The organism is Pseudomonas sp. FW305-96, from assembly GCF_058783825.1.
In genome coordinates, this window is sequence record NZ_JBYSYW010000060.1 from 1 (window position 1) to 13,053 (window position 13,053).

Annotated in this window: 1 protein-coding gene and 2 pseudogenes; all 3 read right to left on the bottom strand. The window is 67.3% G+C overall.

The features are described from left to right. Positions 1 to 194 (bottom strand): annotated as a pseudogene (locus AC3WL2_RS25585) (AMP-binding protein); the annotation flags it as partial. A gap of 165 nt (positions 195 to 359) precedes the next feature. Then, a pseudogene (locus tag AC3WL2_RS25590) lies at positions 360 to 6,272 on the bottom strand (amino acid adenylation domain-containing protein); the annotation flags it as partial. Further along, the coding region (locus AC3WL2_RS25595) for an amino acid adenylation domain-containing protein (RefSeq protein WP_492574592.1) at positions 6,253 to 13,053 on the bottom strand (6,801 nt) is incomplete at its 5' end. The gene AC3WL2_RS25595 and the pseudogene AC3WL2_RS25590, both read right to left, overlap by 20 nt.

The window sequence follows — 13,053 nt, forward strand, 5'->3', positions numbered from 1 at the left end:
GGATACTCCGGGTCCAGCGGCACATAGGCGCCACCGGCCTTGAGGATCGCCAGCAGGCCGACGATCATCTCGAAACCGCGCTCCACCGCGATGCCCACCAGCACATCCGGCCCTACGCCCTGTGCGCGCAGCTTGTGTGCCAGGCGGTTGGCGCGGCGGTTGAGCTGGCCATAGCTCAACGCTTGCCCAGCGAAGGTCACGGCGATCGCTTCAGGCGTGCGCGCCGCCTGCTGCTCGATCAGCGCGTGGGTGCAGGCCGAGCTCGGATAGCTGTCAATGACCTGTAGCGGCGCTGTGCTCAGCACCAGCTCACCCAAAGCCCGCTGCGACGAGTCCGCCAACCCTTCCAGCAGTTCGACGAAATGTGCCGCCATCTGTCCGACAGCCGATTCGGCATAGCTGGCGCGGTCGAACTTGAAGCTGGCCGACAGTTTTTCGCCCACCTGGGCCACCAGCGTCAGCGGATAGTTGGTCTGCTCCTGGCTGGCCACCTCGCCGAACACCAGCCCCTGGGGAGCGCCTTGCTGCAGCGCCTCCGACACCGGGTAGTTCTCGAACACCAGGATATTGTCGAACAGCGCCTCGCCGCTCCAGCCGGCCCAGCGCTGGATCTCGTACAGCGGCATGTGCTCGTGCTCGCGCAGGGCCAGGTTCAACCCTTGCACGTGCTGTACCCAGTCGCCCACGGTCTGCTCCGGGCGTGGGCTGGCGACCACCGGCAAGGTGTTGATGAACAGCCCCAGCTGCTCCTCGACGCCCGGCAGTTCGGCCGGGCGGCCGGCCACGGTGGCGCCGAAGGTCACGCAGGCCTGCCCGGTGTAGCGCTGCAACAGCAACAGCCACGCGGCCTGGACCAGGGTGTTGAGGGTGATCCGCTGGTCCCGGGCAAACTCGCCCAGGCGCTGGGTACGCTGTGCATCCAGGCTGATCTGATGCTCGGCCTGCCCGTGGCCCTGGGCTTCGGACCTGAAGGCCTGGGCCAGCCGCGTGGGCTCGTCCAGTTCCGCCGTGCGCTCGCGCCAGAAGCGCTCGCTGGCGGCCTGGTCCTGGCGTTGCAGCCACTGGATATAGTCGCGGTAACGGCTGTTCTTGCCTGCCGGGGTGAAACCGGCGTAACGCTGCAGCACCTCACCGAACAGGCGCGAGCTGCTCCAGCCATCGAGCAGGATATGGTGGTTGGTCAGCACCAGCTGGTACTGCTGTTCGGCGCTGCGGATCACCGCCAGGCGCAGCAGCGGACCGCTGGCCAGGTCGAAACCGGCACGCAGGTCGGCCTCGGCCCATTCCTGCAACGCCCTCGGCAGATCGGCCTGGTCACGCCAGTCGAGCTCGACCAGCGGCAGCCGCACCTGGCGCTGCACCACTTGCAGGGACTGGTCGTAGCCACTGAAGAAACTGCTGCGCAGCACTTCGTGGTTGTCCACGGTAGCCTGCAAGGCCGCGATGAAGCGCGGTACGTCCAGACCTTGCACTTCGACGCGAGTCTGGTTGATGTAGTTGCCCGTCTCCTGCTGGTACAGGCTGTGGAACAACATGCCCTGCTGCATCGGCGACAGCGGGTAAATGTCTTCGATGTTGCCCGCCGCCACCGGCAGCGCCGCCAGCTGGCGCTGGTCGAGGCTGGCCAGCGGGAAGTCCGAAGGCGTCACCCCCGCCACGCCCGGGCTGGTGCAGTGGCCGATCAGCAGGCGCAGTTCCTCGGCGTACTCGTCGGCCAGGCGCTGGATCTGCCCACGCTCGAACACGGCGCTGCTGAAGCTCCAGTCCAGCGCCAGTTCACCGGCGTAGACCTGGCCATCGATGCTGAGCAGGCTGCCCAGCGGCGCCTCAGGGCTTTGCCCCTGCCCCGCACCTTCCGGCGCCGGGGTGAACAACCCTTGCTCGCTGTCGAAGCTGCCGTCGAACTGCCCCAGGTAGTTGAACACGATGCTGCCCTGGGCCAGGGCGCCGAGGGTTTCGCGGGCCTGCGCGTCACCCAGGTAACGCAGTACACCGTAGCCGATGCCCTTGGCCGGCACGGCGCGCAGTTGTTCCTTGACCGCCATGAGCGACGCGCCCAGGTCATCGGCGGGGGTCAGCTTCACCGGGTACAGGCTGCTGAACCAGCCGACCGTGCGGGTGATGTCGAGGTCATCGAACAGGTCTTCGCGGCCATGGCCTTCCAGGCGGATCAGCGCGTGCGCCTCGCCGGTCCAGCGGCGGATGACCCGCGCCAGCGCCGTCAGCAGCAAATCATTGACCTGGGTGCGGTAGGCAGCCGGCGCCTCCTGCAACAGTTGCCGGGTCAGTTCGGCGTTCAAGTGGGTGCGCACCGATATTTCATGCTTGCGCTGCTGGCCACCCTGCAGGTTCGCCCCAGGCAGGACGTCGCTGACACCCTGCAACTGCGCCTGCCAGTAGGCCAGCTCGGCCACCAGCGCGGGGCTGCGGGCATGCTCGCGCAGGTGCTCGGCCCAGGCCTTGAGCGAACTGCTCTTGGCCGGCAGCACCGGCGCCTTGCCGGCCAGCAGTGCCTGGCAGGCCAGTTGCAGGTCTTCGAGCAGGACACGCCAGGACACGCCATCGACCACCAGATGGTGGATCACCAGCAGCAGGCGCTGTTGCCCCTCGGGCAGGTCAATCAGTACCACGCGCAGCAGCGGGCCATTCTTCAGGTCCAGGCTGCGCTGGGCCTCATCGGCCAGCTCCGGCAGGCGTGCGGCATCGTCCAGCTGATGTACCCACAGCAACTGCTGCGCGTCGACCGGCGAGAACTGGCCTTGCCACTGCCCCTGATCCTCGCTGAAACGCAGGCGCAGGGCGTCGTGCTGTTCCAGCAGCAGCTTGAGCGCAGGTTGCAGCAAGGCTGCCGTCAACGGCTGGCGCGGGGTCAGCAGCACCGCCTGGTTCCAGTGGTGGCGCTGGGGAATCACGGTGTCGAAGAAACGCGCCTGGATCGGCGACAGCAGCAGGCTGCCGCTGACCTGCTCGACCACCTCGGCCGCCGCTTTCTTCTCGATCAGCTTGGCCACCGCCGCCAACTGGCCGATGGTCTGCTTCTCGAACAGCTGCTTGGGGCTGAGCTTGATGCCCTGGCGCTTGGCGCGGGCAATGATCTGCAGGCTGAGGATCGAGTCGCCACCCAGTTCGAAGAAGTTGTCGGTGCTGCCCACTTGCTCACGCTTGAGCACCTCGCACCAGATCGCCGCGAGTTTCTCTTCGATTTCCCCCACCGGCGCGACAAAGCGCTGCTTGGCCACCACCCCGGGTCTGGGCAGGGCACGCTTGTCCAGCTTGCCGTTGGCGGTCAGCGGCAGGCGCTCGAGCAGCAGCACCTGCGCCGGCACCAGGTACTCCGGCAGGCGCGCCAGCAGGGCCTGGCGCAGGGCCTCGGCCTGCAGCTCGACACCCGCCGACGGCACGGCCCAGGCCACCAGTTGCAGGCGCGTGGGGTCGCTGTCCAGCGGCAACGCCAGCACCACGGCCTCGGCCACGCCGGGCAGGCCTTGCAGCACCTGGCCGACCTCGCCCGGCTCGACCCGGTAACCGCGGATCTTCACCTGGTCGTCACCACGGCCCAGGTATTCCAGCACCCCCTGGTCCAGGCGTGCGCGGTCACCGGCACGGTACAGCCGCTCGCCGTTGTCACCGAACGGATCGGGGACAAAGCGCTCAGCGGTCAGGCCCGGCTGGCCGACATAACCCTGGGCCAGGCCCTGGCCGCCCAGGTACAGCTCGCCGGCCACGCGCTCGGGCAGCGGATTGAGGTAGGCGTCCAGCACCCGCGCCTGGCCGTTGTCCAGCGGCCGGCCCACCGGCACGCTGCGCCAGCCAGGCAGGCGCGCGCCGACTTCGTGGGTAAGGATGCCCACGGTGGTCTCGGTCGGGCCGTAGTGGTTGATGATCCGGCAGCCGGGCTTCAGGCGGCGGATCTGCTCGATCAAGGCCCAGGAACTGGCCTCGCCACCGAGGATCAGCAATTGCTCGGGCAACACCCGCTCCGGCTGCGCGGCCTGCAACAGGCCTTGCAGGTGGCTGGGCACGATCTTCAGCACATCGACGCGGTGCTCGGCCATGTAGCTGGCGAAGGCATCGGGGTCGAAGCCCTGGTCGTGACCCAGCAGGTGCAGCAGCCGGCCCGAGGCCAGCGCGCCGAACAGCACGGTGTGGCCAAGGTCGGCGGCCACGGTGGAGACCATCGCCAGGCTTGCACCAGGCTGCAGGTCGAGGCGTTGCAGCACGCCCTGCAGGTAGTTGGCCAGCGCCCCGTGGCTGACCACCACGCCCTTGGGTTGCCCGGTGGAACCCGAGGTGTAGATGATGTAGGCCGCCTGCTGCGGCAAGACATGCACTGCCGGTGGCTGGTCGTCGTAGTCGCCATACAGTGAAGTGTCATGGGCCACGGCGCGGCATACGCCCAGCCCCGCCGCCTGGTCGTCGCCCTGGGCATGCACCAGAAGCTGCGCGGCGCTGGCCTGCAGCAACTGCCGCAGGCGCTCGGCCGGCTGGCGGCTGTCCAGCGGCAGGTACACCGCGCCCAGCTTGAGCACCGCCAGCAGGCTGGTCACCCACTCGATGGAGCGCTCCTGGCACAGCGCCACGGTCATGCCCGGGGCGATACCCTGTGCCTTGAGGTAATGGGCGAAACGGTTGGCCTGCTGCTCCAGCTCGGCATAGGTGACCGTACGATCCCCCGCGCGCAATGCCGGCTGCCCGGCCCCGGCTTGCAGGCCCTGACGCCACAGGGCGAGAAAATCCTGCTGCGGCCAGCCTTGGGCAGCGGTTTCAACCTGCGCGGCCTGGGCATCCGGGTGGTCGAGCAACGCCGCGTCGGGGTGCTCGACAAGCGTACGCACCACGGCCTGGAACGAAGCGGCCATGCGCTCGATGGTCGCGGCTTCGAACAGGTCGGTGCTGTAGGTGAAGTAGCCTTGCAGGCCGTCGGGGGTCTCGGTGAAGTCATAGGCCAGGTCGAAGCGTGCATCGCTGCCCTCGACCGAATAACCGCTGACACTCAGCTCACCCAGCGTCTGCCGGGCCTGGGCGCCGGCCTCGGTATCGGCCATGTTCTGGTTGATCTTCACCTGGAACAACGGGTTGTGGCCCAGGTTGCGCTCCGGCGCCAGGGCATCGACCAGGTGCTCGAACGGCAGTTCCTGGTGCGACTGCGCGCCACTGACCACCTGCTTCACCTGTTCCAGCAGCGCCGCGCCGCTCTGGCGCTCGTCCACCTGCACCCGCAGCACCTGAGTGTTGATGAAGAAGCCGATCAGGCCTTCGACTTCCTTGCGGTTGCGCCCGGCGTTGGGCGCGCCGATGCGGATGTCGGCCTGGCCGCTGTAGCGCGACAGGGTCACGGCCAAGGCCGCGAGGGTCAGCATGAACACGGTATGGCCCTGGCTGCGCGCCTGGGCTTTGAGCTTGGCCGACAACGCCGCCGGCACATCGCTGCGCAGGGTCCCGCCACGGTAGCTGGGGTGCGCCGGGCGCTCGTGGTCCAGCGGCAGGTCCAGCACCGGGTGCTCATCGCCCAACTGCTGCTTCCAGTACTGCAACTGGCGCTCGCCCTCGCCGGCCTCAAGCCAGGCGCGTTGCCAGATCGCGTAGTCGGCGTATTGCACCTCCAGCGGCGGCAGGTTGGCGTCACGGCCCTGCGACAGCGCTTCGTACAGGTGCACGAACTCCTGCACCATCAGCTCGCCCGACCAGCCGTCGGAGACGATATGGTGCATGCACACTGTCAGCACGTGCTCGGTCGGTGCCAGGCGCAACAGCCGGACCCGCAGCAGCGGGCCTTCGAGCAGGTCGAACGGCGCATCCAGCGCCTCGCGCACCGCAGTACGCAGGCACTGCTCGATATCCTCGCCCGGCCCGGCCTGCACCTCGCGCACCTCCAGGCCAACGCCCGGTTGTTCGAGGACCTGCTGGTGGAACTCGCCCTGCTCGGAGACGAACCGCGTGCGCAGGCTCTCATGGCGCCGCACCAGCGCCTCCAGGGCCTGGGCCAAGGCCTGCTGGTTCAGCGAACCGCTCAGGCGCACCGCCATCGGCACATTATAGAAGCTGCTGCGCGGCTCCAGCTGCCAGAGGAACAGCATGCGCTGCTGGGCATAGGACAGCGGGATGCGCGGGCTGTCGTGACGGGTCACGGCGATGGGCAGCAAGCGGAAGCTCTGCCCGGTCTCGCGCATCTTGTCGAGAATCTGCCGACGCTGCTCCAGGGCCAGGCCGACAAAGCGCTTGGCGATACGTTCTGCTGTGCTCTTGTCCATCTCAGACGCCCGCCATTTCATTCATCATTCTTTCGATATCGGACAAGCCGTCCTCGCTCAACGACAAGCCGGTGCTGGCACAGGCCTGGGCAAAATCATTCAATTGCGGTTTCTCGAATAGCAGGCGCAGGGGGATGTCGATGCCCAGGCCCGAGTTGATCTTGGAAATCAGCTGGGCCGCCAGCAGCGAGTGCCCGCCCAGCTCGAAGAAGTCATCGCCCAGGCCCACCCGCTCGACCTGCAGCACTTCGGCCCACAGCGCCGCCAACTGCTGCTCCAGTTCACTGACCGGGGCCAAATAGGCCGGCTGCGACTGGCGGGTATCGGGGGCCGGCAGTGCCTTGCGGTCGAGCTTGCCGTTGGGCAGCAGCGGCATGCGCTCGAGCAACACCAGGTACATCGGCACCATGTAGTCCGGCAGGCTGGCGCCCAGGTGCGCCTTCAGCTCGGCGCGCAGGCCGTCCTCGGCCTCGGGCAGGGCGTTGGGCACCAGGTAGGCGGCCAGTTGCTTGCCGCCCGGGCCATCGATATCGACCACCAGCACTTCGCGCACCGCAGGGTGCTCGCGCAGGCGCGCCTCGATCTCGCCCAGCTCGATACGGAAGCCGCGGATCTTCACCTGGTGGTCGATGCGCCCGGCGTACTCCACCACGCCGTGCTCGCGATAGCGTGCCAGGTCGCCGGTGCGGTACAGGCGCCCACCCGGCGTCGTCGCGAACGGGTCGGGGATGAAGCGTTCGGCGGTCAGCCCCGGACGATTGTGATAGCCGCGGGCGAGCAGCTCGCCACCGACCAGCAGTTCACCGATGGCGCCCGGCAGGGCCAGGTCGGCATCGGCGTCCACCAGGTGGATCGAGCGCCCGCCCAGGGCCTTGCCGATCGGGATCTGCACCGGCAGGGGTTGCGCGCCGGTGACATAGGCGCTGCAGTCGTGGCTCATGACGCTGACGGTGGCCTCGGTCGGCCCGTAGGTGTTGAGCAGGCGCACATGGCCGAGCCCGGCCTGTTGCCAGGCCAGCACGCCATCGGCGGCCATGGCCTCGCCTCCCATGTGGATGCGCCGCAGCGAACCATAGTCGCGCGGGCCCTTGGCCGCGAAGTCCTTGGCCAGCAGGTACCAGTAGGCGGTCGGCAGGTCGGCGAAGGTGATGCCCTGGGTCACCACTTCACGGTAGAAGGTCTCGCTGTCCCACAGCGTCGGGCCGCGCAGCACCACGCTGGCGCCGCAGATCAGCGCCGGGTACAGCTGCTCGACGAAGGCGTCGAAGTTGAAGGTGGAGAACTGCAGCACCCGGTCGGCCGCCGACAGGCCGCAGAAACCCTGGGCGACATGGGCATGTCGGCTCAGCGCCGCGGCGCTGATGCCAACGCCCTTGGGACGCCCGGTGGAACCGGAGGTGTACATGATGTACGCCAGGTTGTCGGGGTCGCCCAGCGCCGGCAGCGCATGGCTCGGCCAGGCATCGAGCGGCTCGCTGTCCAGGCACAGGCTGCGTACCTGCGGTGCCACGGCCAGGTCTTGCAGCTGGGCGCTGTGGCAGAGCAACAGGGCGATGCCGCTGTCCTCCATCATGTAGGCCAGGCGCTCGTGCGGGTAGTCGGGGTCCAGCGGCACGTAGGCGCCGCCGGCCTTGAGCACGCCCAGCAGGCCGACCACCATGTCCAGGCTGCGCGGCAGGGCGATGCCCACGCGCACGTCCGGGCCGATGCCCGCCTCGCGCAGGCGATGGGCCAGCTGGTTGGCGCGCAGGTCCAGGGCCTGGTAGGTGAGCTGCTGCCCTTCGCAGATCAGCGCCGTGGCGTGCGGGGTACGCGCGGCCTGGTCGGCGAACAGTTGCTGCACCGTGCGCGAGTCGGGGTAGACCACCTCGTGTCGGCTCCACTGCCCGAGGATGACCTGGCGCTGTGCCTGATCGAGCAGCGGCAACTCGACGATCCGCTGGGCAGGCTGGGTGCTGACTGCCTGCAACAGGTTGAGCCAGTGCGCGGCCATGCGCTCGATGGTGGCGTGCTCGAACAGGTCGCTGACGTAGGTCAGGGTCGCGCCGAGGCCGTCCTCGCTTTCGAAAGTATCCAGGGCAAGGTCGAGGTGCGCCGTGGGGTTGCCCCAGCTCAGGCCTTCGATGCTCAGCCCAGGCAGTTCGCGCCCCTGGTCCGGGCGTTGGGCCTGGTGGTTGAACATCACCTGGAACAGCGGGTTGTGGCTCAGGCTGCGCTCCGGCTGCAGCGCTTCGACCAGTTGCTCGAACGGCAGATCCTGGTGCGCCTGGGCCTGCAAGGCGGCGTGCTTGACCTGTTGCAGCAACGCGCTGAAGGTCGTGTGCAGCTCGAACTGCGCCTTGAGCACCTGGGTGTTGACGAAGAAGCCGATCAAGCCCTCGGTCTCGGTCCGGGTGCGGTTGGCGATCGGCACGCCGACACGGATGTCGGCCTGCCCGGTCTGGCGGTGCAGCAAGCTCTGGAACGAAGCCAGCAGCAGCATGAACAGCGTCACCCCTTGCTGGCGCGCCTGCGCCTTCAAAGCCTGAACCAGCGGCGCCGGCACCTCGATGGCGAGGCTGCGACCGGCGTGGCTTTGCACAGTGGGCCGTGGATGATCGGTGGGCAGTTGCAGCACATAGTGCTCGGCGCCCAGCTGCGCCAGCCAGTAGTCCAGCTGACGGGCCTGCTCGCCGGCCTCCATCCACTGGCGCTGCCAGACGGCATAGTCGGCGTACTGCACCGGCAAGGCCGGCTGTTCGGGTTGCCGGCCCTGGCTCAAGGCCAGGTAGGCGTCGACCACTTCATCGACCATGATCGGCATCGACCAGCCATCGGCGACGATGTGATGCAGGGTCAGCACCAGCACGTGATCGTCCTCGGCCAGGCGCAGCAGGCGCACCCGCAGCAGCGGCCCCTGGGTCAGGTCGAACGGGCGCTGGATCTCACGAGCCACGCGCTCGCGGACCGCCTCGGTGGAGGTATCCTGCAGCGATTCCATGACCAGGGTGAACGTCGCGGGCGCATGGATACGCTGCTGTGCCTCGCCACCTTGCTGATCGAAGGTGGTGCGCAGGCTCTCATGGCGAGCGATCAGGCTCTCGAAGGCCTGACGCAACGCCTCGGGGTTCAGTCGCCCCTTCAGTTGCAAGGCTGCAGGGATGTGGTAGGCGGCGCTATCTGGCTCCAGTTGCCAGAGGAACCACTGGCGCTGCTGGGCGTACGACAGCACCAGCGGCTGGTTGCGGTCCGCCACGCTAATGGCAGGCGCCTGGCTGGCCGCGCCTTCGCCAGCGGCCTGGGCGAAGGCTTGCAGGTCGGCGGATTCGAACAGGCTGCGCAGCGACACTTCCACATTCAGGCGCTGGCGGATCCGCGAGGTGACCTGGGTGGCCAGCAACGAGTGGCCGCCGAGCTCGAAGAAGTTGTCGTGCAAGCCGACCTGCTCGACTTTCAGCACCTCGGCCCAGATCGCCGCCAGTTGCTGTTCCAGCGCCGTGCGTGGGGCCACGTAGCCCTGTTGCAGTTGGCTGGCGTCCGGTTTGGGCAGGGCCTTGCGGTCCAGCTTGCCGTTGGCGGTCAGTGGCCACTGGTCCAAGACCAGGAAGTGCGTCGGCACCATGTAGTCCGGCAGGTTGGCTTTCAGGTGCTGTTTCAGCGTGTCGCGCATCACTTGCGGGTCAGCGGATGGATCATTCGCAATCAGGTAGGCCGCCAGTTGCTTGCCCCCTGCCCCGTCGATATCCAGCACCAGCACTTCGCGCACCGCCGCATGTTCTTGCAGGCGTGCTTCGATCTCGCCCAGTTCGATACGGAAGCCACGAATCTTCACCTGATGGTCGATCCGGCCCACGTACTCGATCACGCCCTGTTCGCGGTAACGCGCCAGGTCACCGGTGCGGTACAGGCGCCCGCCTTCACTGGAGAACGGGTCCGGCACGAAGCGCTCGGCGGTCAGCGAGGCGCGGTTGTGGTAACCCCGCGCCAGGCCGGCGTGGCCGACATGCAGCTCGCCGGTGCAGCCCTTGGCCACCGGGTTGAAATCGGCGTCCAGCACGTACATCGACAGGTCCGGAATCGCTGTACCGATCGGGCTGCTCGACTGCTGCGTGTCGGCGAAGCGGATCGGCCGGTACGTCACGTGCACCGTGGTCTCGGTGATGCCGTACATGTTGATCAGGTTGTCGCAATCCTCGCCGAAGCGCTCGAACCATGGCTGCAGTGCAGCCACATCCAGGGCTTCGCCGCCGAAGATCACGTAGCGCAGCGCCAGATCGGCAGTGCTGTCACAGGCCACACGCATCAGCGGTTTGAATGCCGATGGGGTCTGGTTGAGCACGGTCACGCCCTGCTCCACCAGCAACTGGTGGAAGTCTTCCGGGGAACGGGTGGTTTCACGCGGGACGATCACCAAACGACCGCCGTGCAGCAGCGCACCGAAGATCTCCCACACCGAGAAATCGAAGGCGTACGAGTGGAACAGCGTCCACACATCCTGCGGGCCGAAGCCGAACCAGGCATCGGTGGCTTTGAACAGGCGCAGCAGGTTGTGGTGCGGCAGCAGCGTGCCTTTCGGCTTGCCGGTCGAGCCCGAGGTGTAGATCACATAGGCCAGGTTGTCTGGCCGGGTCAGGTGCTCCGGATTCTCGTCACTGTAGCCAGTCAGATCATCTTCGAGAGACAGACTGCGCACCTGCGCCGGTACCGGCAGGCCGGCCAGCAAATGGCCTTGAGTCAGCAGCAACTGAATGCCGCTGTCTTCCATCATGTAGCTCAGGCGGTCCTGCGGGTATTCCGGGTCCAGCGGCACATAGGCGCCACCGGCCTTGAGGATCGCCAGCAGGCCGACGATCATCTCGAAACCACGCTCCACCGCGATGCCCACCAGCACATCCGGCCCCACGCCCTGCTCGCGCAGCTTGTGCGCCAGGCGGTTGGCGCGGCGGTTGAGCTGGTCATAGCTCAGCGCCTGCCCGGCAAAGGTCACGGCGATCGCTTCAGGCGTATGCGCCGCCTGCTGCTCGATCAGCGCGTGAGCGCACTCGGTGCTTGGGTAACGCTGTACATTCGCTTGCCACTCCTCCAACTCGAGCGCATCGAGCAATGGCAACTGCGCCACGCGTTGGGCGCTGTCCTGGCAGATGCCCTGCAACAGATTGCGCCAGTACCTACCCAGACGCTCGGCAGTGGCCGGATCGAACAATGCAGTGGCGTAGGTCAGGATGGCGCTCAACCCCGCGTCGTGCTCGACCGTGTTCAGGACCAGGTCGAACTGGGTGCTGCGATCTTCCCAACCCAGCCCCTCGATCCGCAGCCCGGCCAGTTCCTGGGCCATGCCGGGGTTTTCCGCCTTGTGGTTGAACAGCACCTGGAACAGTGGGCTGTGGCTCAGGCTGCGTTCGGGCTGCAGCGCCTCGACCAGTTGCTCGAACGGCAGATCCTGGTGCGCCTGGGCCTGCACGGCGGTGTGCCGGACCTGTTGCAGCAACCCGGCGAATGTGGTCTGCGGCGCGAACTCAGCCTTGAGCACCTGGGTGTTGACGAAGAAGCCGATCAGGCCCTCGGTCTCGGCCCGGTTGCGGTTGGCGACCGGGACGCCGACGCGCACCTGCGATTGACCACTGAGGCGGTGCAGCAACACCTGGAACGAGGCCAGCAACAGCATGAACAGGGTTACGCCCTGTTGCCGTGCGGTGGCTTTCAGCGCCTCGGCGAGTTCCGGCTCCAGGTGGATATCCAGGCGTGCCCCGGCATGACTCAACTGCAACGGGCGTGGGCGGTCGGCAGGCAACTCCAGCACCGGTTGCTCGTCGCCCAGTTGCTGGCGCCAGTAGTCGAGCTGGCGTGCCTGCTCGCCCGCCGCCATCCACTGGCGCTGCCAGGCGGCATAATCCGCGTACTGGAACACCAGGGCCGGCAGTTGCGCCTCGGCGCCCTGACGGTACCCGGCATACAGGCGCACCACTTCATCGACCATGATCGGCATCGACCAACCATCGGCAACGATATGGTGCAGGGTCAGTACCAGCACATGCTCGTCGGCGGCCAGGCGCAGCAGGCGGGCACGCAGCAACGGGCCGTGCTCCAGGTCGAACGGCTGCGCGGTCTCCTGCGCAACTCGCGCCTGAAGCGTCTCGCTCGCCACCGTCTCGACCGGCAGGTCGAAATCACCTGCGACATGGATCCGTTGCCAAGCCTGCTCGCCTTCCTGGTGGAAGGTCGTGCGCAGGGTTTCGTGGCGGGCGACCAGTGCGGCGAAGCTAATGCGCAGTGCCTCGATATCCAGTTCGCCCTTCAAGCGCAGGGCCGACGGGATGTTGTACGCGGCACTGGCCGGCTCCAGTTGCCAGAGGAACCACTGGCGCTGCTGGGCGTAGGACAAGGCCAGCGGCTGGTTGCGGTCCACGACGCTGAACGCCGGCGCCAGGCTGGCCGCGCCTTCGCCGGCGGCCTGGGCGAAGGCTTGCAGGTCGGCGGATTCGAACAGGCTGCGCAGCGACACTTCCACATTCAGGCGCTGGCGGATCCGCGAGGTGACCTGGGTGGCCAGCAACGAGTGGCCGCCGAGCTCGAAGAAGTTGTCGTGCAAGCCCACCTGCTCGACTTTCAGCACCTCGGCCCAGATCGCCGCCAGTTGCTGCTCCAGCGCCGTGCGTGGGGCCACGTAGCCTTGTTGCAGCTGGCTGGCATCCGGTTTGGGCAGGGCCTTGCGGTCCAGCTTGCCGTTGGCGGTCAGTGGCCACTGGTCCAGCACCAGGAAATGCGTCGGCACCATGTAGTCCGGCAGGTTGGCTTTGAGGTGCTGTTTCAACGTGTCGCGCAG